20 protein-coding genes are annotated in these 21,981 nt (G+C 43.4%); 12 read left to right on the top strand and 8 right to left on the bottom strand.

Going from position 1 to position 21,981, the window contains the following annotated elements:
* Nucleotides 1–3: 3 nt before the first annotated feature.
* Nucleotides 4–621 carry a hypothetical protein gene (locus P2A85_RS06215; protein ID WP_377478116.1) on the bottom strand — a complete coding sequence of 206 codons (618 nt, stop codon included), beginning with the start codon at nt 619–621 and terminating at the stop codon, nt 4–6.
* Nucleotides 622–682: 61 nt separating this feature from the next.
* The gene (locus P2A85_RS06210; RefSeq protein WP_377478115.1) at nt 683–2,197 is read right to left on the bottom strand and encodes a sensor histidine kinase; all 1,515 of its coding nucleotides are present in this window, start codon (nt 2,195–2,197) and stop codon (nt 683–685) included.
* A 394-nt stretch (nt 2,198–2,591) separates the two neighbouring features.
* Between P2A85_RS06210 and P2A85_RS06205 the strand changes: the two genes are divergently transcribed.
* Together P2A85_RS06205 and ftsH4 are read left to right on the top strand one after the other, a co-directional pair.
* Entirely contained in the window at nt 2,592–3,437 is an 846-nt protein-coding gene (locus P2A85_RS06205; protein ID WP_341734715.1) for a M48 family metalloprotease, read from the top strand.
* Nucleotides 3,438–3,739: 302 nt separating this feature from the next.
* On the top strand, nt 3,740–5,608 hold the full coding sequence (gene ftsH4, locus P2A85_RS06200) for an ATP-dependent zinc metalloprotease FtsH4 (RefSeq protein ID WP_377478114.1): 1,869 nt from the start codon (nt 3,740–3,742) through the stop codon (nt 5,606–5,608).
* A 282-nt stretch (nt 5,609–5,890) separates the two neighbouring features.
* Here the strand turns inward: ftsH4 and P2A85_RS06195 are convergent, their stop codons facing one another.
* The 4 genes from P2A85_RS06195 to P2A85_RS06180 form a co-directional block, all read right to left on the bottom strand.
* Nucleotides 5,891–6,586, bottom strand: a complete 696-nt coding sequence (locus P2A85_RS06195; protein WP_377478113.1) for a Uma2 family endonuclease — start codon at nt 6,584–6,586, stop codon at nt 5,891–5,893.
* A 235-nt stretch (nt 6,587–6,821) separates the two neighbouring features.
* Entirely contained in the window at nt 6,822–7,085 is a 264-nt protein-coding gene (locus tag P2A85_RS06190; RefSeq protein WP_377478112.1) for a DUF2442 domain-containing protein, read from the bottom strand.
* The gene (locus tag P2A85_RS06185; protein WP_377478111.1) at nt 7,048–7,302 is read right to left on the bottom strand and encodes a DUF4160 domain-containing protein; all 255 of its coding nucleotides are present in this window, start codon (nt 7,300–7,302) and stop codon (nt 7,048–7,050) included. Before P2A85_RS06185 ends, P2A85_RS06190 begins: the two co-directional genes overlap by 38 nt.
* Nucleotides 7,303–7,392: 90 nt before the next feature.
* Entirely contained in the window at nt 7,393–8,769 is a 1,377-nt protein-coding gene (locus P2A85_RS06180) for an NB-ARC domain-containing protein (protein WP_377478110.1), read from the bottom strand.
* Nucleotides 8,770–9,052: 283 nt separating this feature from the next.
* On the opposite strand from P2A85_RS06180, the gene P2A85_RS06175 reads away from it, so the two are divergent.
* From P2A85_RS06175 to P2A85_RS06160, 4 genes are all read left to right on the top strand, one after another.
* Entirely contained in the window at nt 9,053–9,961 is a 909-nt protein-coding gene (locus P2A85_RS06175; RefSeq protein WP_377478109.1) for a GTPase domain-containing protein, read from the top strand.
* A gap of 2 nt (nt 9,962–9,963) precedes the next feature.
* Nucleotides 9,964–10,227 (top strand): hypothetical protein, encoded by a 264-nt coding sequence (locus P2A85_RS06170; protein ID WP_341737112.1) that lies wholly within the window; start codon nt 9,964–9,966, stop codon nt 10,225–10,227.
* A gap of 171 nt (nt 10,228–10,398) precedes the next feature.
* On the top strand, nt 10,399–10,665 hold the full coding sequence (locus tag P2A85_RS06165; protein ID WP_377478108.1) for a hypothetical protein: 267 nt from the start codon (nt 10,399–10,401) through the stop codon (nt 10,663–10,665).
* Nucleotides 10,666–10,937: 272 nt separating this feature from the next.
* A complete protein-coding gene (locus P2A85_RS06160; protein ID WP_377478107.1) occupies nt 10,938–11,840 on the top strand; it encodes a glycine betaine ABC transporter substrate-binding protein in 903 nt (300 codons plus the stop codon).
* Nucleotides 11,841–11,924: 84 nt separating this feature from the next.
* Here the strand turns inward: P2A85_RS06160 and P2A85_RS06155 are convergent, their stop codons facing one another.
* Nucleotides 11,925–12,815: an alpha/beta fold hydrolase gene (locus tag P2A85_RS06155; RefSeq protein WP_377478106.1), complete on the bottom strand. Its 891-nt coding sequence runs from the start codon at nt 12,813–12,815 to the stop codon at nt 11,925–11,927.
* A 48-nt stretch (nt 12,816–12,863) separates the two neighbouring features.
* Here P2A85_RS06155 and P2A85_RS06150 point away from each other — a divergent pair, with 48 nt between their 5' ends.
* The 6 genes from P2A85_RS06150 to P2A85_RS06125 all read left to right on the top strand — a co-directional run bounded on the left by P2A85_RS06150 (nt 12,864) and on the right by P2A85_RS06125 (nt 19,398).
* Complete coding sequence (locus P2A85_RS06150) at nt 12,864–12,989, top strand: hypothetical protein (RefSeq protein ID WP_377478105.1); 126 nt, start codon at nt 12,864–12,866, stop codon at nt 12,987–12,989.
* Nucleotides 12,990–13,284: 295 nt separating this feature from the next.
* Complete coding sequence (locus P2A85_RS06145) at nt 13,285–13,659, top strand: ferrous iron transport protein A (protein ID WP_377478104.1); 375 nt, start codon at nt 13,285–13,287, stop codon at nt 13,657–13,659.
* Between the two features lie 179 nt (nt 13,660–13,838).
* Nucleotides 13,839–14,081, top strand: a complete 243-nt coding sequence (locus P2A85_RS06140) for a FeoA family protein (protein WP_341737084.1) — start codon at nt 13,839–13,841, stop codon at nt 14,079–14,081.
* Complete coding sequence (gene feoB, locus P2A85_RS06135; RefSeq protein ID WP_377478103.1) at nt 14,081–16,423, top strand: Fe(2+) transporter permease subunit FeoB; 2,343 nt, start codon at nt 14,081–14,083, stop codon at nt 16,421–16,423. The genes P2A85_RS06140 and feoB overlap by 1 nt, the downstream gene beginning before the upstream one ends.
* A 204-nt stretch (nt 16,424–16,627) precedes the next feature.
* Nucleotides 16,628–16,894: a FeoC-like transcriptional regulator gene (locus P2A85_RS06130; protein ID WP_341734046.1), complete on the top strand. Its 267-nt coding sequence runs from the start codon at nt 16,628–16,630 to the stop codon at nt 16,892–16,894.
* Between the two features lie 293 nt (nt 16,895–17,187).
* The gene (locus P2A85_RS06125) at nt 17,188–19,398 is read left to right on the top strand and encodes a heavy metal translocating P-type ATPase (RefSeq protein ID WP_377478102.1); all 2,211 of its coding nucleotides are present in this window, start codon (nt 17,188–17,190) and stop codon (nt 19,396–19,398) included.
* 422 nt (nt 19,399–19,820) lie between these two features.
* Here the strand turns inward: P2A85_RS06125 and P2A85_RS06120 are convergent, their stop codons facing one another.
* The gene (locus P2A85_RS06120; RefSeq protein ID WP_341734044.1) at nt 19,821–21,815 is read right to left on the bottom strand and encodes an ATP-binding protein; all 1,995 of its coding nucleotides are present in this window, start codon (nt 21,813–21,815) and stop codon (nt 19,821–19,823) included.
* Nucleotides 21,816–21,981 lie beyond the last annotated feature (166 nt).

The following is a 21,981-nucleotide window of genomic DNA, read 5'->3' as shown; positions in this document are numbered from 1 at the left end:
TGACTAATTCAAAAATACTTTCCCATCTTCCTGAACTTCCAGGGATTTGGTATCAGCGCCCAAGTCAGTGGTTGCGCCAAAAGTGATTTGCAACATTCCCGCTGTAGCGGTTGCTTGGGTTCGCACCAACAGCAATCCGCCGTCAGCTCGCTGGTAAGTGAGGGTGATTGGGGCTTTCAAGTTTTTGATCGAAATTTCTGATTGTTCCCCCAGAGTGCGAGATTGACTCATTCCAACTACTTGATAATTGATTACAGCATTGGTGCTATTTACCAGTTTGATTGTCACCATACCGTCTACTGGGGTGATTCTGGCACCGGGAAACGGAAATCGGGGAGGCGCATCTTGGGGTGTCGCAGGAGTCGCTGTAGCAGGAGTCGGTGCGCTGACGGGTTTACCATTAGCTGGTGGCGTAGCAGCGGGTTGGGAAACTGGTTTTCCTTGGGGTGGTGGCCCACCGGCAAGGGAAATGCTAGCGAGACTGACTAGCAAACCTGTACAGGTGGCTGCTAGCAAGCTCAAATTTGGGAATTGTAGATTGTGGCGAAACATAAGTAACTCCTCACGAGTTCGATCGAGGTTTTCCACCGTTAATGTTAATGTATGACTTGACCTCCCCACCCATGAATCGGGTGAATTCTTCTGTTGTAGGGCGCAGACGAAAAGGGGAAGAGGGGAAGTTTTAGGGGCGAGATGTTTCTGATTTGTGGGCGGGGAGGGTGACGATAACGGCGGTACCTCGATCGACTTGGCTGTCTATGTGGATGTGGCCTCGGTGATTTTCGACAATGGCTTTGGCGATGGCCAATCCTAAACCCGAACCGGCGGCGCTGCGGTGGGTGCGGGCGGGATCGGCGCGGTAGAATCGATCGAATATGTGCGGCAATGCTTCTGGGGAAATACCGATACCAGTGTCTGTGACTTTGACTTGCAGTGCGGGATTTAACATCTTGACTCCAAGCTGCAATTCCACTTGAATTTCACCGCCAGAGGGCGTGTACTGTACAGAGTTGCTAAGGAGATTAGTAAAAAGTCGGGCTAGTTGATCCCAGTCTCCCAATACTGTAAAGTTACCTTCTGTGTTTGGTGAATCGACTATTTCTAAGGATAAAGAGAGATTTTGGGTTTTGGCGATCGCAAGTTGTTCTTCAATCACTTCAATCAACAAAGCATCCAGAGGAACCACAATCCACTGCTGCTGTACGATACCACTATCTTGTCTAGCTAAAAATAGCAAATCATCAACCAAACGTCCCAAACGGCGAGTTAGGCGTTCAATAACTTGTAGCTGTTGATATTGCTGAGGTTCGATATCCGGTTCCGCCAAAGCGACTTGGACATTAGTTTGAATAGTGGCGATCGGATTTCTGAGTTCATGAGAAGCATCCGCAGTAAACTGTTTGAGACGCCCATAGGATTCTCGCACAGGTTTCATCGCCAATCCCGACAACAGCCAGCCAATAGCTGCTACACAAATCAGCGTCAAACTCGCACCCAAAATCAAATCGATAATTAATTGGCGAATCGGCTTTGTCACCTCAAACCAAGGATGACTGACTCGCAAATATCCCAAAACTTGGCGTCCGATTTCCACTCGTTGAGTCACCTGTCTGAGAGAATAGTTTTGAGTTGTCCGAATGCTAATAGGTTTTGTCGAGACACGATTGGCAATTTGGGCGATCGAATCTCGATGCTCCTCCAAACCTCCATTCAAACCATCAAAATCTGCCACTTCTCCCCTCGGCGCCAAGTGCGTCTCTGCGGTTAAATCCCTCTTTTCCACTCCCTCAAACCGTAACTGATGATTAACCCAAACCGTTTCACCACTGCGATTAGCATGAATCGGAATATTCAAAGGTTCCGACAAAGTAGACCATAGCAATTCACCTGTAGGACTAAACCATTCTAAATCAATATGGTCATCATCAACAGCATCGCTACCATCTCGAAAACTCCCTTGAACATTCACTTGAAACTTAGTTCCCGACAAAACATCAGCAGCAGAAAGCGGTTTTTTTAAAGGTTCAATGACAAGCGATCGCTCTACGATTTCCACCACATGATTGAGCGTATCATCAATGCGATCGATTAAAGTATTGCGGACGTAAAAGTAGAAACCAGTAGCAAATAATAGTAACAATACAGCAGTAACGGCTGTGTACCAAACAGCAAGACGGCGGCGGGTAGTTTGAAACATATTTTCAACTGTTTGTTATTGGTTATTGGTTATTTGTTATTGGTTATTTGTTATTTGTTGCCAATAACCACTGACTTCCTCCCTCTTTCCTCCCCCCTTGGGGGGGGGTAGGGGGGGGTTCTTATATCAAATCCGTTGACATCGGAATTATTATTTCTCTCTTCTCTTTCTCTGTGTCCTCTGTGTTCTCTGTGGTTTAATCATTCCGATACAACCGGAAACGATATTATTCCCTCTTCCTTCGCGTACTTCGCTCCTTCGCGGTTCGTTAAAAAAGCCATGTTTGCAACCATGCAAAAAATACCTAATAAATTTCATATTTAATACTTCAGACAGATGCAATAATAACTATTGATTTAGTATTATCATCGCTAAACTTTTTAGGTGAACTGCTATGAACAAATTTTTATTCAGGATGGCGATCGGCTTATTAATGGCATTTTTTGGGGCTATCACCTATTTTACCAGCAGCGTACAAAATCCCGTAACTGGAGAGAAACAGCGGGTGCAGCTTTCTCCGCGCCAAGAGGTAGTTTTGGGATTGCAGGCGCGAGACAAAATGGCGGCTCAATACGGCGGGCTTTATCCCAGCCAAAGTATTCAACAATATCTCGATCGAGTTGGAGAAAGAGTAGTCAACGGTTCGACGGCGAAACAAGCGGGTTATCCGTTTGAATTTCACCTGCTGCGAGACCCCCAAACAGTCAATGCTTTTGCTCTCCCCGGGGGACAAGTTTTCATTACCGCCGGACTTTTGCGGCGGCTCAATTCCGAGGCGCAGTTGGCTGCTATACTCGGGCACGAAAGCGGTCACGTTGTGGCGCGCCACGGTGCGGAACACTTGGCAAAACAGCAGTTGGGCAGGTCTTTGGTAACGGCGGTTGGAGTCGCCGCTAGCGACGATCGCGGTGGCGGACAGCAGGCAGCATTAATTGCTCAAGCTGTCAATCAAGTTGTTAGTTTGCGGTACGGTAGAGCAGATGAACTTGAGAGCGATCGGCTCGGTTTTCGGTTCATGACGGAGGCGGGTTACGATCCTAGAGGTATTGTTGAGGTGATGCAAATTCTCGGTTCTGCTAGGAGTGGCGAAGCGCCGCCGGAGTTTTTGAGTTCTCACCCTAATCCTGAAAATAGAGTTGAAAAACTGCAAGCTTTAATCGCGCAAAATTTCCCTAACGGCGTTCCAGCTAATTTGGTATCAGGACGCGATGAGTTTGCTAAGAATGTGTCTGGCGGTTAGCCAGAATTCTACTATATCGAACCGCGAAGACACGAAGGGCGCGAAGTAAGAAAAGAGCTAGAGAATCTTAAAGGGATTCTGAAGTAAAAACCATTCATTAACCATTAACCAATAATTCATAACTATAACTTTCTGCTCTTCCTTCGTGTCCTTCGCGTCTTCGCGGTTCGTTTTAAATCTCAAATCCATGCTACCCGGTTAACCGACCCAATCGAGTGAGGAAATCCGATGGACCATGGGTGCGTATTTGATGAGAAAATAAATGAATAAAATTAACTAAAATTCAAGGATGAAACTTATCAATGGCTATTAAAGACCAACCTCAGCCACCTCGTTTTCGCCAAATCAGCAATGTCTTGTTGTTGCTATCAAGTCTGTTTTTACTGGCTAACATCTTTTTGCCGAATTTGTTCGGGCCCCAAATTCCCCAAGTACCTTACAGTTTGTTTGTTCATCAAGTGCAAGAACAAAATGTAGTCAGAGCTTCGGTAGGTCAAAATGAAATTCGCTACCAACTTAAAGGCGAAGGCGATCAACCCGGACAAATTCTGTCTACTACGCCGATTTTTGACCTGGAGTTGCCTAAACTTTTGCAAGACAAAGGTGTGGAATTTGCTGCAACTCCTCCTTCTAAAAATGGCTGGATCGGCAGTGTTTTGAGCTGGGTGGTTCCGCCGCTGATTTTTGTGGCGATTTTTCAATTTTTTATGAATCGGGGCGGTGGTGGCCCCCAGGGTGCACTCTCGATCGGCAAAAGCAAAGCTAAGGTCTACGTGGAAGGTGAATCGGCGAAGATTACTTTTGCTGATGTGGCTGGAGTAGAAGAAGCTAAGACTGAATTAGTGGAAGTGGTTGAGTTCCTGAAAACTCCCGACAGATTTACGGCTATTGGCGCCCGCATTCCGAAGGGTGTGCTGTTAGTCGGACCTCCGGGAACTGGCAAAACTCTGTTAGCAAAAGCAGTGGCTGGTGAAGCTGGTGTACCATTTTTTAGCATCTCTGGTTCGGAGTTTGTGGAACTGTTTGTCGGTGTTGGTTCTGCAAGGGTTAGAGATTTATTCGAGCAGGCTAAGAAGCAGGCTCCTTGTATTATTTTCATTGATGAGTTGGATGCGATCGGTAAATCTCGTAGCACTAATGCTGCTTTTGGTGGGAATGACGAACGGGAACAAACTCTCAATCAATTATTAACTGAAATGGATGGTTTTGCTGCGGGCAATACTACGGTAATTGTGCTGGCTGCTACTAACCGCCCGGAAAGTTTGGATGCTGCTTTGTTGCGCCCCGGCCGTTTCGATCGCCAAGTTTTGGTCGATCGCCCGGATTTATCTGGCCGCGAAGCAATTTTGAATATTCACTCTCAAAAAGTGAAGTTGGGCCCGGATATTGACTTGAAGGCGATCGCCACTCGCACCCCCGGTTTTTCGGGCGCAGATTTGGCAAATTTGGTCAATGAAGCTGCCTTGCTAGCTGCTCGTAACAAGCGTCTCACTGTGGCGCAGGAAGACTTTTTTGAGGCGTTTGAGCGCGTTGTAGCTGGCTTGGAAAAGAAAAGCCGGGTGCTCAACGAAAAAGAGAAAAAGATTGTGGCTTATCACGAAGTCGGGCACGCGATGGTTGGCGCTGTGATGACTGGCGGCGGGGAAGTGTCGAAAATCTCGATCGTCCCTCGCGGTATGGCTGCATTGGGTTACACGTTGCAGGTACCGACTGAAGATCGTTTCTTGTTGGATGAGTCGGAGTTGCGCGGTCAGATTGCTACACTACTTGGAGGGCGATCGGCTGAGGAAGTCGTGTTTGGTAGCATTACTACTGGCGCTTCCAACGACTTACAAAGGGCGACTGATTTAGCGGAACGGATGGTGACAACTTACGGGATGAGTAAGGTGTTGGGGCCTCTTGCTTACGATCGCGGCCAACAAGCAATGTTCCTCAGCGATGGTATGGGAAATCCGCGCCGTGCGGTAAGTGCTCAGACTGCTGAGGCGATCGACCAAGAAGTCAAAGAAATTGTCGAAACTGCTCACCAGCACGCTTTGGATATTCTCAAAGCCAATCGGGAATTGTTGGAAACAATCACGCAAAAGCTATTAGAAACTGAAGTAGTTGAAGGCGACCAACTGCACAAATACCTCGCTGAAGTACAGCCTTTAGATAAGGCTGCGGCTTGAGTTTAAAGGACTTACATGAGAGTCCATAAACCGGGTTTTTTACCGAATCTGCCGCCTACAGCGCGTCTTCTCAGTAAAAACCCGGTTTCTTTTAACCACGATAAAAATGGTTTATAGTGCAATACGGTTCAGTTAGCACTGTTAATTCCCCGGAGATCCCCCTAAATCCCCCTTAAGAAGGGGGACTTTGAGCAACTTCTTGTCCCCCCCTTTTTAAGGGGGGCTAGGGGGGATCGGTCTTATCTGAACCGTATTGGTTTATAGTGAGGACTTTAGTTTTTTTCAAATGTCCTCTGGATTTATCCCCATTTCTCGCAGTTTTTCAGATAGGCGATCGGCTTTTTGCTGTACTAACTCTTTCTCCTGTCTTTCTTGTTCCATTTGTTGCTGCGTTTGTTCCATTTGTCTTGACAACTCCACATAAGACAAAAACTTCAGTCCGTCAGGACGATAAATTTCCAAATCTCCCGATGCAGTTTCAAAACGTATCTGCAAACGCGGACTTACCCAACCTTCTATTGATTCAATATAGTTGAGTTCTCCGTCACTTCGCAGCCAACCCATTAACTCATTATCCTCTGGAGCATAGATATAATATTCTTCGACTCCATAATTCTCGTAGAACTTAAACAGCTTAAACATTTCTCCCAGTCGGTTTCCCGGGGAGATGATTTCAAAGACAACTTGCGGCGCAATATTATCTTCCAGCCACTGTTGGTAGGAACCCCGATCGCCTTTTGGTCTACCAAAGACTACCATAGTATCAGGTGCTTGGCGAGTTTTGTTATCTCCTGCGACGGGATACCACAGCAAGTCACCTGCTACAAACACATTTTCGTTGTCTTTGAATAAAGCATCTATGCCACCTTGAATTTTTACAATTAATTGGAATTGTTTGGTATTGTCAGACATGGGTTTTCCGTCACTGTCTGGGTAGATGATTTCTGGCAAGGTTTGAGTAGGAATTGTTGCGGTCATGGGATGACTCCATTGCTAGCAGCATCAATTTATATTTTATATCTATTTTATAAGACTTACGCATTAAGCCTAGAAACCTGGTTTTTACGAGAATATTTTGCTGTAGGCGACAGATTCGGAAAAAACCCGGTTTCTTTGTGGGCGAGTGCGTAAATCCTGTTTAATTTAACTACTGAATTAACGCAGATGAGTCAAAATCATCTGCGTTTTGTGATATCTTTTAGATCGTAAATTTTCAAGTAGAAGGCTTCGGAGCAGGTGCGCCGCGCAGCATTCCCTCTGTACTGAGGTCTTCATCGATTTCTTCCCAGTGAATGCCATAACCTCCTCCACATACTTCCCATTTTGTCCTTTGATCGGGAGTTGCATTAAACAATCTTGGATACCAAATTAAAGGCACGGTAATGATTCGTCCATCCATCAAATCAACGCTAATTGTTTCTTCGGTAAAATGAATGTCCTTAACTCTTTCGTCCGCTCGAATCGCCAAAATACCCATACCAAGCCTCCAATAAAGTTTGTTGATTTTCTTGTACTACCGACTGTATTTTCCCAAGTTCTTTCGCGCTAAAACCAAGGTTGTTTGCCAAACTGACTGGCTCCAACCAAAATTTAACCGATGATTTGTCTCGGTCAATGTGAACATGAGGTGGTTCATTCGGTTCATGGCTGTAAAAGTAAAGTCGGTAAGGGCCTACTCGTAAAATAGTTGGCATAATTCCAGGTTATACAACATCTCGATCCGAAGATCTGTAAGTTTTCTATTATATGATAGCATAGGGCGATATTCCGATTTTAGATTTTAGTTACAACCCTTTGAGATATTGTCTCAATACAGGTGAAAGAGTGTAAAGACTTCCTTCTTTTTCTATCAAGCAGCGCCGCGATAAAGATTGGAGCGCGTTGAGTAAATCTGATGATGATATTTGTCCTTTTTCTAGCAATTTTGCTAGGTTGACTGGCTGGTTTTCTGTCGCCAACAATGACATAACTTGTTTTTCTACTTCGGAAGTGCGATCGTACTGCTGCTGTAAAACATCTTTCAAATCTTCCGGCAACAATATGGTATCATCTAGTAATAATTCTGTCACGCCGATTCCCAACTCTTGAATCAGATTCGCCACGCTTTTCAACCATAGCGGGTTGCCGTCATAGCGGTGAATGAGTGCTTCACTATTGTCGATTTCTTCTAATCCATAATCTCTCAGGATTTCCCGTCCGGCTGCGATGTCTAAACCTTTGAGTTGTAAGGTACGAATGGGAGTATTTGGGTTTTTAAATTGAGTCACTTCTCTTGGTTGTTCCCAACCGATTAGCAGAAAGCAACTTTGATGGGATAATTTTTCTATCTGTTTGAATAGGGAGCGATATTCTTCGTACTCTGGTTTATATTTTCCTGCCGATTCGCCACTACAGAAAAGGTTGTGAACGTCATCTAAGACTACTAAACAGCGATACTTTTGTAAATACTTAATCAGCGGTAAGCGTTTCTGGTTTGTTGGGGATAAATCTTGTTTTTCTGACAGCGAGAAAAACTGTATTAGTTTATGTTCAAATTCATCTGGGGTGTGGGATGCGTCTATGCTGCACCAAATAACGTACTCAAACTCGTCTTTAATTTGTTGTACGAGTTTTACTGCTAGGGTTGTTTTGCCGATGCCGAGTCGGCCGGTGAGGGCTAGGAGGCGGCTGTTTTGTTGTAGAATCGAGGTTGTGAGGGTTTGGAGTTGGGGGGTGCGATCGAAGAAATTACCCAATTCCGGCATTTCGCTTAAATCTTGATGTGAGGTTTGAGGTTGTTTTGTGTTAGATGTTTCCTGATTTGGTGGGTGTGAGTTTGGGATATTTGGCGGGTGTCTAGCTTCTCCACAATAATTAACACAACTTATTTGCACACAGTCTTGTGCAAAATGCGAAACAATGGAGACTTGGAACCTCTCCATTACCGATCGAAAATTCTTTTTATTGATATCCTCCCCTAAGTCTTCTGAAAGTATCTGCCATAATTCCGCTCCGATTTCCCTGGTGCGACTTTCAGAACAGTCAAAATCTTTCGCTATTTCTTTGTATGTCTCGCGTTCTAGAGTTCCTTGCAATACCGCTGCTTGTAAATCGTCAAGGTGCTGACCCGTTTTAGCAAATACTATCTTATCCGCGAGGTTTAACATTTCTTTAAGATTCATCTGGCAGGGAGATGCGAGGTTTTATGTATTATAGCTCACATTGTCCGGCTTTTTAGTACATTTTCGTACCGTCTCGTACAAAACTAGATTAAAGAGAGTGAATGTGGAAAAAAATCTCGGCAAAATAGAACATTTTTTTAGTTGACAAACCTGGAGTTTATTCAGGATAATATGATAAATATAAAACGTAAATTGAAGTATTGAGCGCTAGCAGTTCTATATTTTGAAATTTCTATATTTTGGAATATTGTATTAAACAGCCTTGATAGGGTTATGAACAGATATGAGCAAGAAGGGTATATTTGTTATCATTTTTTTCTTGATTGTTTTCATTTTAGTTATAGTTTGGATATTTTCTTCTAATTTTCCCAAGCCAGACGCTGCTGTAACTATTGCAATTTTCGTATTTGGTGCATTGGGAGCGTGGTTATTTAACCATATCAGGGACGACTTAGATTGTTTGCTTGGTAGCATATTTATCAAAAAATCAACTTATAGAATTTGTGTTTTTGGTCGGCCTGGCAGTGGTAAAACTACCTTTATAGAAACCGCTTTTACACTTACAGATCCTGACAGAAATAGAAGCTCGACTGATGTTTTTGACTATTATAAGTTCCAAGTTCAGGTAGGATTAAAGAACTTTAGAGACGTGGCAATAGCGGACTACCAAGGGCAAAATCCCAGTCAGGTAATACTTGAAAGTCCGCCAGACTTTTTTGGTACTCCAAAAAATCGCGTAATTAATGCGATTTTATTTATTGTAGATCTTGTTCCTAGAAAAGTTGACGGACAGGGCTTGCCCTATAATGATGAAGATATACTTAAGTGGCTTAAGAATGGAGATATCTCAGATAAAATAGAACAAAGAGTTCAAGAACACTACGACTACATTGGTGATGCCATGTTACAAGTAATGTTGAGCAGCTTAAATAGCAACAATTTAAAAAGTGTTATAGTTTTGATAAATAAATTAGATATAATTGAAAAACTGACCGATAACGGAGATTTAACTCTAAGCAATTCTCAAAATCCTCAAGATTATGCTAAGCAACATTTTAAACGGATGATCGACAATATTTCTAGAGCTTGTGATGAATTAAACATAAATGATTTTTTTGTTTTTACAGCCAGTGGAAAAAGGAAAGATCATCTTACACCTTTAATCGCCCATCTATTAAGAAGAAGGAGTTGAATATGTCTGAAGAGCAACCCAAATATAGCGATCCTGGAGATCGGGTAGACTATCAAGTTATCAAATCTTATGGAGGTGCTAGTAGATATTCTGCACGGAATAACTTATATTCTACAGCGACTTTTGTTATAATAGTCTTGTTTTTTTTAATGACAACTTTTCAGGCACGAAGAATTAGCGATTTGGAAAAAAGAGCATCAGATTTAGAAACAAAGGTCGTCAACTTAGAAACAAAGGTTACTAACTTAGAATCTCAGAAGAAATGAATTTCGGTCTTGAAAAAGACCGATCGCCCTTCAGACCAAATACCAAACACTGCGATGATTCTACGGAGTGCGATCGCCCTTTGTTATTTCTGATAACCGATCGCCCATAACGCATCAAGAGCGATCGACACTCGTTATAATCAAAGTATAAATCCTTCACCAGATGCCGCGATGACTATCAAAGAACTCCTCATCCAAGAAATCGATAGCACCCCTGACGAACTGCTTGCGGATCTTCTTAGTTTGGTGCGATCGCTCAAATCGCCTCCACACCCCCAAGTCAATACCTACGAACAACTGCTAGATCGTATCGACTACCTAGAAGCTATTATTGGCATCCGTAAAGGACTAGAAAGCTTCGAGCGAGGTGAAGGTATTCCAGCCGATCGAGCCATGACAGCGCTACAGCAGCAGTTCAACATTCCTCAGAGTCTATGAGTTATCAAGTCCTAATTCAACCACCCGCTTTTGAAGAAATTGAAACCGCCTATCGTTGGATGTGTGATTATTTGAGTGCTGATGCTGCAAATCAGTAGTATTACGATATCCAAGATGCGACCGACCGCTGGAAGGTTTAAAGGAATATATGCGATCGGTCCCTTTTCTGGTAGCATAGATAAAAAGATATCTTGATGGCTGAGTATGGTTATCACCGATTAATTTTCAGCTAGGGCTATTAACCTTTGTATAATTTAAAACATAGTAAACTCATGAGAATATCTAAAAACGATTTTTTTTTCTACTCCTGCTTGCTGCTTTCCTTGTTTGCTGTAGCAGGATGTACCTCTAGTTCCAAAAAACAAGTTGTCATTTGCTCGAAAGATTTTTCGGAACAAGTCATTCTGGCCGAAATTTTAGCGCGCCGTATCGAAGCGAAAACTGATATTAATGTAGAACGGGAACTGAATCTGGGAGGTTCCCTTTGTCATCAATCCCTCGCCGCAGGTAAAATTGATTTGTACGTCGAATATACGGGTACTGCTTACACCAATATTCTTAAACAAAAGACCACTTCTGATTCCAAAACAGTCTTTAATTATATCAAACAGGAGTATCCGCAACAGTTTAAAGCAGAATGGATTGAACCCCTGGGATTTAATAATAGTTTTGCGATTATTGTGCGGGGAGATGATGCGAAAAAATTTAATTTACAAACTATTTCGCAATTAGGAAAGGTTTCACCGAAACTGCGGGCGGGTTTTGGACCAGAGTTCAAAGAAAGAGAGGATGGATTTCCGGGATTGGCTAAAACTTATGGGATTAAATTTGCGGAAGAACCGAAGGAATTGTTGTTAGGTTTGTTGGTGCAGGCTTTGCAACAAAAAGAGGTGGATGTGATTGCTGGAAATACTACTGATGGTTTGATTGAAAGTTTCGGTTTGGTGGTGCTCAAAGATGATAAGAACTATTTTCCTTCCTATGAGGCAGTGCCTGTGGTTCGATCGCAAATCTTGACAAAATACCCAGAATTGCGATCGGTACTCGCAGAATTGGGCGGGAAAATATCAGAAGCAGAGATGCGGAAAATGAACTATCTAGTTGATGGAAAACAGCAGGATGCTGGAGAAGTTGCACAGCAGTTTTTACAGCAAAAATTTGGTAATTCTAATTAAGAAAACAGGCAAGATGCCTGTTCCACAACATCAGCCAACAAAAATATTACAAAGCCGCCCTCACCCACTAAAAATCTCCAAATCTTATGTATTAGCGATAAAATTTAAAATGTGTTGGGCGGTAATCTGTGGCTTTTCTAAGTGGGGAACGTGCCCGCAATCCGGTATCCAAATTAGTTCAGAATTTGCGATCGCCTTGGCAAACTTTTCTGCATCCGCAGTCCCCAAAATTCGGTCTTGTTTTCCCCACAAAATCAGGGTTTGCTGCTGAATCTGCGACAATTTTTCCCCAAAACCACAGTAGCCACCGCTTTTGGTAAAAGCAATTAAAGCTTGATTCCAATTGGGCATCTCTAGGTGTAGCGCCGCGCAAGTTTGGGCATCGACAGAAGCGAAGGTTTTATCAAAATAAGCATTAACACTAATATTTTGGCGAATTTTAGGGTTGCGTAAAAATGAAGTTGCCAAATATCCTAAAGGTGGAATTAAAAATTTGCCATTGTTAGAAGTAATGGCAAAACCTGCACTGTCTATTAAGATTAACTTTTTGACAAGTTCGGGATGATTGAGCGTGAAATCAATGGCTGCTGCACCTCCCATCGAGGCACCAATTAAGATGACTGGCTGCGAAATTATGGTTTTCCAAAAATAGTAGAGATGAGTACCGATCGCCTTTGCACTAAAAGGCAAACCAGTCAATCTTTCCGTAAAGCCAAAACCTAGTAAATCCACCGCCCAAGTTTCATTTTTTTCGGCCAGCAGCGGCAACAAACGGCGGTATTCAAACACCGAACTGTCGAAGCCGTGAATTAGCAAAATCGGTGTATTTCCAGTACCTTGATGTACGTAGGTGGTGGCAATTGGCTGCTGGCTGAGGGGGGTTGTAATTGCTGTTTGTTGAATGTTTTGGGCTAAAGCTATGGATGTGGATTCTGTAAGCTGGGCGATGGATGTTGGCAGGAAATTTGCTGGCATAATTCTCGATCGATGGTTAATCTGTACGGGGGAGCGGGTTAAGTATATATGCTCGATCGCTATTGTAGGGCGATCGGCGATCGGGCCATCAAAATTCGATCGCCCAGGAGAATTATTTTTCCCAGCATACTAAAAATAGCGGCTGAGGATGGTTTTTTTAGTGAATTTATTTGAGAACAATTGCTAATAAACTATTTTTCATATAACATGATAAACAGCAGGACTTGTCGCATACACAGGATTTTACCGCAGAGCAGCATCTAACCCAAGACAGATATAAGCTCTCAAAGCCCCAAAAATCAGCCTAATTTCCGTCTCTGGGCGATTCCAGTGTCCGAAATCTCTAACTGCAAGGGAAATCTCAAAATGCGTAAAATTGCGATGCTTCAAGTATATTGAGAATATATGTCAAGTTCTTAGTGCCATGAAGCCCCAACAACTTGCTGCTAAAACCGATATCACAAAGCCAATGAAACAAAACACAGAAGACTACACCGAACAATACCAAGAGTCAAACCCCAGACATTTCGAGGGTTTCACCTTTTACGGCGAGACACCAGAAGTCTCTGGAAGCGAACAGTGCAGCAAAGAAACTCAGCCTGGGGTACCCGAAGGTAAATCATTCCCCCTAGCAATGGCTAGCGTCGGCGAGAAACTGCGGATTGTCAAACTCAAGGGTTCAGAAGGCACGGTGCGTCGTCTAATCGGCATGGGATTAGTCTCGGCTATCGAAGTTCAAATCATCAGCAATTCGGGCGGTTCTGTAATTGTGGCAATTGGCGACAACCGCATCGGTTTGGGGGCTGGTATGGCACAGAAAATTATGTGTAGGAATTCTGCGTAGCTCTAAAAAATTTGTATCTACAGCAATCCTATTTGATTTGTGACCAAGATTTTTTTTATTAACCGCAGAGGGCGCAGAGGGCGCAGAGGAAGAGTAAAGAGAGATGTTCGCACATTTTGAAAGGGTTGCTAGATTCAGGAGTTTAATTTGTTCAATTTTAGACTGTATTACAACAACTGATGAACGAGAGAAAACAATTAGGGGATTTGGCTGTAGGCGCTATCGGTCGCGTCGTTGGTTATGAGAAAACAGCCCGGGGTTATAAGGGCAAATTGTTGGCAATGGGGCTGACACCGGGAACTGAATTTACGATCACTAGGCACGCACCTTTAGGAGACCCTGTAGAAATTCTGGTGCGGGGTTTTAAACTCAGTTTGCGCAAAGATGAAGCTAAAAGTCTATTTGTAGAAGAAGTGAAATAATGAGTAAGCAAATTATTGGATTGGTAGGCAATCCTAACTGTGGTAAAACTACTTTATTTAATGCCTTGACAGGTGCTAACCAGCGAGTAGGTAATTGGCCTGGAGTAACGGTGGAACGGAAAGAGGGAAAATATACTCATGATGGTTTAGCTATTACTATTGTTGATTTGCCGGGAGTTTATTCTCTGGATGCGGAAGATGGAGATACTGGACTCGATGAATTGGTGGCGCGAGATTATTTGTTATCTGGTGAAGCAGATGTCATTATTAATATTGTTGATGCTTCTAACTTAGAGCGCAATTTGTATCTGACTACCCAAATTTTGGAGATGCGCGTACCGACAATTTTGGCGCTGAATATGATGGATGTTGCCAAGGAACGGGATGTCAGAATTAATGTTAGCAAACTTGCTGAACGTCTTGGCTGTACGGTTGTGCCGATGAGTGCTTCTTCCAATCAGGGTGTTCCTTTATTGCGGGATGCGGTTAATCGGGCCCTGGCTAAGCCGATCGTACCATCTGCCTATGTCGCTTATCCGGCTGCGATCGAAGATGCGATCGCCCAACTCATACCACACATCGAAAAATACAGTCCCAATCGCACTGTAGATGCCCGCTGGACAGCCCTGAAACTGTTAGAATACCAGGATGAAGTCGCCCCGGAACTCGCCCATACAGAACTCGAAAAAATCGTAGTTCCGCACCGTCGCCGAGTCCATGAAACCCTAGATGACGACCTCGATATTATCATCGCCGACAGTCGCTACACCTTCATCCGCAACTTAACCCAAGGCGTCGCTGAATTTTCTAGAGAAGTCAAAACCAACGTTTCCGATAAAATAGACCAAATTGTTCTCAACCGTTTCCTAGGAATTCCCGTATTCTTAGCGGTCATGTACCTGATGTTTACGATTTCTATTAATGTCGGTGGCGTGTTTATCGATTTTTTTGATATCTTTTTTGGCACAATTTTTGTCGATGGTTTCGGTGAATTATTAGCCAGCATTAGTACGCCCGGATGGTTAATTGGGCTCCTAGCAAAAGGTGCTGGCGGTGGCGTTCAAACCACATCTACATTTATCCCTCAAATTGGGATGATGTTTTTGTGTTTGTCGGTTTTAGAAGACTCCGGCTACATGGCGCGGGCCGCTTTTGTGATGGACAGATTAATGCGATTTGTCGGACTTCCCGGTAAATCCTTTGTACCGATGATGGTAGGTTTTGGCTGCAACATCCCCGGAATTATGGCGACGCGGACATTGGAAAATAAGCGCGATCGCACCATGACGATTATGATGAATCCATTCATGTCTTGTAGCGCCCGATTAGCAGTTTACGCCCTATTTTGTGGCGCATTCTTCCAAGTCGGCGGTCAAAATATGGTATTGGGACTTTACCTAATCGGAATTTTAGCAGCAGTTTTCACCGGACTCATTTTAAAAAATACCCTTTTGCAAGGAGAAGCGGCGCCCTTTGTGATGGAACTGCCGCCCTATCACATTCCCAAACTCAAAGGAGTGCTACTGCGTACTTGGGATAGACTCAAAGCGTTTATCAGAAAAGCCGGAATTGCGATCGTGATCATGGTGATTATACTAGGATTCATGAACTCCGTCGGCACCGATGGTTCCTTCGGCAAAGAAAACAGCAAAGACTCAATTTTGAGCGCCGTCGGCCACACAGTCACACCTGTATTTACACCCATGGGAATCAGCCAAGAAAACTGGCCCGCCACCGTCGGTTTACTAACAGGAGTATTTGCCAAAGAAGTAATGGTTGGAACCTTAGATTCCCTATACACCCAACTAGCAGACGAACAAAAATCAGCAGCAGGCTCCGCACCTGAGAAAGAAGAAGAATTTAGCTTTTGGGGAAACATCGGCAAAGCATTTTTCAGCATACCAGAGAATCTCACAAAACTTCCCGGTCAACTTTTCGATCCCCTCGGCTTAAGTTCAGCCAATATTACAGATCAAAAACAAGCAGAACAAGCGCAAGGCATCTCTGGTAGCACCTACGGACAAATGTCCCAGCGGTTCGGTTCTAATGCAGCCGCTTTTGCCTATTTGCTGTTTGTATTGCTATACTTTCCCTGCGTCTCCGCCACCGCTGCACTTTACCGCGAAACTAACTTAGGTTGGACAATATTCGCGGGTTCTTGGACTACTGGCATCGCCTATTTCACAGCAGTTGGCTACTATCAACTCGCCACATTTTCACAGCATCCACAATCGTCTCTTGCTTGGATTGTCGGACTAACAATAGCTATGGGTGTGACTATTACGGGATTAAAAATGGCTGGAGACAAACTACCAAAACGGCGCGAAGCAATTAGTAGTTAATTGTTATTAATTTTGGGTTATTGGTTATTAGCAGCTAACCAATAACCGATAATATCAAATCCGTTGACATCGGAATTACTATTTCTCTCTTCTCTTTCTCTGTGTGCTCTGTGTTCTCTGTGGTTTAATCATTCCGATACAACCAGAATTGATATAACCGCTAACCCATAACTGCGTTTAACTGTCAACCAAACCAGAAAAACCATGATTTTAAGCGAACTGCAAAAATTTATTGCTGACAACAAAAGAGCCTCCATTGCGGATCTAAAAATTCACTTCCGCATGGATGGTGACGCTTTGCGCGGAATGCTAAATCGCCTAATTCGTAAAGGGCGAATCAGAAAAATGGAACAAGCCAAAAAGTGCGGCGGGTGTGGTAGTTGCGCCGATGATGCAACCGAGATTTATGTATGGGTAAACTCTGGTGAGTCGGTGTCAGAAAAAGAGCCTGTTTCTGCAACTTGCCATTAAGTGATAAGTAAGCTCACCTCAAAAACAGAATACTAATCAAACCCGGAGATCCCCCCTAACCCCCCTGGTGGGAGGGGGGGACAAGATTCCGATCAAAGTCCCCCTTCTTAAGGGGGATGCGAGGGGGATCTAGACTCGAATAAAAGCGACATTTATTATGGGCTTCAGTCTTAGTTGTTAGCAATGGGCTTACTAGACAACTTTAGTGAAATTAGTATATGATTTTATTAAACATCTGAATATCTGTTCAATGATTGTGATAATCATTCTAAAATCTCAATAGGATACTGATTATGACTGCAACTTCTCCACTCAAAACCTTACAAACTAAAATTGGCGGCATGGATTGCGGTAGCTGCGCCAAAACCGTAGAAGCAGGGTTGCAAAAGTTACCGGGAATCACCGATATCAATGTAGTTTTTGCAACAGAAAGCTTGCGGTTAAATTATGACCCGCAACAAGTCAGCGAGAAGGCAATTTTCGATCGCATTAAAACCTTGGGCTACACTATCGAACAGCATACCGCAACAATACCTCCATCAGAGGATTCCTGCTGTTCCCACGAACACGAACACCATCATCATCACCAGCATTCAACTGTCGAGAAAACTCAAAAGACAAATCCAACTAACTGGGAATTCTGGATTCGCAATCGCCGGGCACAGGCTGTAATTTTAGCAGGATTGGGATTAGTTCTGGGATTGTTAACTCAGCATTTAGCACTGCCAATTTGGCTGTCGCGGGGTTTTTACGGTATCGGTATTATTGTAGCCGGATTTGCGATCGCCCGCGCCGGTCTGATGGAGTTGCGCTTGTGGCGGGCTGACATGAATTTGTTGATGACAATTTCGGTAATTGGTGCGGTGATTTTAGGCGATTGGTTTGAAGGGGCGCTGGTTGTATTTTTATTTAGTTTGGGAACGACTTTGCAAACTTTCACTTTCAGTCGCACTCGCAGCGCCATTGCTAGTTTAATGGATATTACACCTCCGACGGCAACTGTCAAGCGCGACAATAATCATGAAGTAACGGTGCGCGTCGAGGAGATTCAAGTAGGAGAAATTCTGACAATTCGCCCCGGACAAAAGGTGGCTTTGGATGGTATAGTTGTATCGGGCAATTCTGCGATCGACCAATCGCCAATTACGGGCGAATCTATCCCGGAAGATAAGCAAAAGGGCGATCGGGTTTTTGCGGGAACGTTAAATCAAACTGGCTTTTTGGAAGTCCAAGTCACCCACATTTCTAGCGATACGACGGTTGCTAAAATTGTTCACTTAGTCGAATCAGCACAATCCAGCCGCGCCCCGACTCAGCAGTGGGTGGACAAGTTTGCAGAGATTTATACTCCTATTGTGATTGTAAGTGCGATCGCCCTAACTGTAATTGGGCCCTTAATTTTTGGTCAGCCGTTCAATGTTTGGTTTTACCGATCGCTGGTAATGTTAGTAATAGCCTGTCCCTGCGCCTTAGTAATTTCCACTCCCGTGTCAATTGTCAGCGCCATTGGTGCAGCCACCAGTCAAGGCATTTTGTTCAAGGGTGGAAATGGCCTAGAAACTGCTGGAAAACTCCAGAGTATTGCTTTTGATAAAACCGGAACTTTGACCCAAGGCAAACCTACGGTAAAAAAGGTGTACGATCTGGGAGAGTTGAGCGCAAATGCGGTATTATTGATTGGAGCTTGTTTGGAAAGGCGATCGGAACATCCTTTAGCTAAGGCAATTGTTGCCCAAGCTGAGGCAGAGGGAATTGAGTTAGAAACTCCTGAAAGTTTTACGGCTTACCCCGGTAAAGGAATTAGCGGCAAGTTTGGCAACAACCTCTATTTTGCAGGCAATCGCAGGTTATTTGCCGACCAAAATATTGCACTTTCAGCATCAATATTATCTCTTTTAGATGACATTGAAAAGCTAGGACAAACCCCTGTTTTGGTAGGCAGCAATCGCGGTTTGTTGGGCATCATTGCTTTGGCTGACGGCTTGCGGTTGGAAGCTGGGGAGGCGGTACATTCCCTCAAACAGATGGGGCTGAAGCGATTGGTAATGCTCACGGGCGATCGTACTTTTGTGGCAGCACAGATAGCTGAACAACTCAACTTATCTGAGTATAAAGCAGAACTGCTCCCGGAAGACAAACTGCAAGAAATTCAAGCATTACGAAAATTCGGGACTGTCGGAATGGTGGGCGACGGCATAAACGATGCCCCAGCTTTAGCAGCCGCCGATATCAGCTTTGCAGTTGGCGGCATTGATATCGCACTAGAAACCGCCGATGTAGTGCTAGTTGGTAGCGACTTAAGAAAACTCGCCTATGCAGTCGATTTGAGCCGCCGCACTGTATCTGTAATTCAGCAGAATGTGATTTTTTCGATAGTAACAAAAGCGCTGTTTTTGTTATTGGGAACTTTTGGATTTGTTGGGTTAGCAGTTGCAGTGCTTGCAGATACAGGAACATCCTTAATTGTGACAGCAAATGGAATGCGATTATTTCGTTCTAAGTAATACCAAATCCCGTGGCATCGGAATAGATATTACCCATAGTCAGGAAACGGCAGTGCCCATTGGTGCTAACTTAAGCCTGAAACCCATATAAATGTAGCTTTTAGGCAAAGTCCAGATCCCCCTAAATCCCCCGATCGAAGGGGGACGAGAGAAAAGACTCCTGTCCCCCCCTTCGATCGGGGGGCTAGGGGGGATCTGGCCTTAATAGTCAAGCAGCATTCTCTGACTGGGTTTGACCTTAAGTTGACACTCCTTGGGTAGTGCCGTTTCCCTACAATTAATCGGGCGATGGTTATAGGGTGCATCCCAATGTTGGAGGATATATTTGTACTCATTGGATGCTCCCTTGCCGTGTCTTCTAATCAAACTTAAAAATTTAAAAATATGGATGCACCAACTGATATTAAATTCATGAAGCCCGATTAACTCCCACACAGACAAGCAGCTTCTCTGATGCGGGATTTAACAGGCAAATAAATTGCAAACTCTGCTCCCTCACCTAGTTCCGAAGTCACTTCGATTTTCCCCTGATGCTTCTCGATAATTTGGTAGGAAATCGACAGCCCTAAACCAGTCCCTTTTCCCACAGGTTTAGTCGTGAAAAATGGATCAAATAATTTATTAATCACATCCGGGTCAATCCCAGTACCGTTATCTCTAATCTTCACCACCACTCGATCTACTCCGGCTATTTCTGTGATAATTTCAATCTCCTTGTTTCGCAGATTTGGATTGCTCAGCAGTGCATCAGCAGCATTGGCTGTGATATTCATAAATACCTGGTTTAACTGCGATGGATAGCACTCTACTAAAGGCAGTTTTCCATATTTTTTAATGACTTTAATGGCAGTTTTGATTTTGCTGTTTAAAATTAATAGAGTGCTATCAATTCCTTCATGGATATCGACTGGTTTCATTTCAGCTTCATCTAACCTAGAGAAGTTCCGCAGCGATAAAACAATTTGCTGAATTCGCTCAGTTCCCATTTTCATAGAAGATAGTAACTTTGACAAATCTTCTGATAAAAAATCGAGTTCAATTTCTGCTATGCAGTCTTGAATCTCTGCACTTGCAGTCGGATATTCTTGCTGGTAAAGCTCTATAAGTCTGAGCAAATCTTTGGTATATTGGTTGGCGTGACAAAGATTGCCATAAATAAAGTTGACTGGGTTGTTAATTTCGTGAGCGATACCGGCCATCATTAATCCTAAACCGGACATTTTTTCGGCTTGAATTAGCTGAGATTGGGCATTTTTTAAATCATGAAGCGTTTGTCTAAGTTGGTGCAACTGTAGGTTGAGTTCACTATCGCGCTTTTCTACTTGTTCTATCATAAAGTTAAAAGCTTCAGCAAGTTGACCTAATTCATAGCCAGAAGGAATGGGTACTTTACCAGAAAAGTATTCATTGCTTGCCATCCAATTCACATTTTGAGTTAAATCTATAATTGGTTTTCCGATGATTCGGCTAACTACACCACCAACAATAGTGGCTAAAATTACTCCTCCCCAAAAGAAACTATCTAGCCTATTAGATAAAGTTAATTGCGTTTGCTGCATTGCCGCTGTTGGGTTAAACACTGCTAGGGTTATGCTGTCGCTTATCTCCGACATTTCTACCGTTTGCATGATGTAAGATTGGTGCTCAATATCGATTTTAGTAGTTGATGTTTGTTGTGCAGGTGCTTGCCAAGATTTAGAGCGAATTTCGGGAAAATTAGTGGCAATTAATTCGCCGGATTTGAAGATGGCAAAGTAATTCACATTGTTAGTATCAATGCTGATTTGCTGCAATTGTTCGTCTGTCACTAAATAACCCATTAGTACAGCGCCAATTATCCTATTACTGCTTCTAATCGGTGCAAATCCTACTAGCAATGCTTGTGGTTTGCCGTCAATGCTGACGAAATTTGACTTTTCTAAGCCTTTAAGTGCTGAATTTATCGCTGCGCTATTGCTCAAGTTTTCCCCTGTGAGCCAATCTTCTCGCAACTCTGCTACTATGCCACCTTGCGCGTTTACTACTTCGACTAAATCCAATTTAAAAGTGGTTTGTAGAGATAATATATCTTGACGCAAGATGTCTGTGTCTTTTTGTTCTACTGCACGAATAACTTCTGGTTCTTCTGATAACAATTTGGCTTGCTTTGTCAATTGAGTCGATCGACTTTTGAAGTCTCGCACGGCTAAAGCTGCTTGGTTTTCAACTTGATCGCGCACTCCTTTTTCGAGAGTGTTGGCAAATCCAATTTTGACTGTATGTATCACTAATAACAATAGAGTGACCGATACACTTAGAAACGGCACGATAATTTTGAGGCTCAGCGGTACTCGAAAACGGCGGAATCTTGATTGAGCTGTTGTTACCTTCGTAGGCGCAAGCCGGGGCCTAGCCATCACACTTTTTAGATTGTTCATAAATCATTATTAAAAATAAAACTCATTAAGATATCATAATACATTAACCGTAAATTTTCATTCCGACGAGCTGCTAGTCCTACAAATCTTTGATATATAAAGAATTTACGCTGTAATTAATTTGGGCAGCCTGGCGAGTAGACTGATTTTAGTAGCCAAAATTTGT

This window comes from Microcoleus anatoxicus (genome assembly GCF_042465725.1).
Classification (GTDB): Bacteria; Cyanobacteriota; Cyanobacteriia; order Cyanobacteriales; family Microcoleaceae; genus Microcoleus; species Microcoleus anatoxicus.
This window is presented reverse-complemented; position numbering and strand designations above follow the sequence as displayed.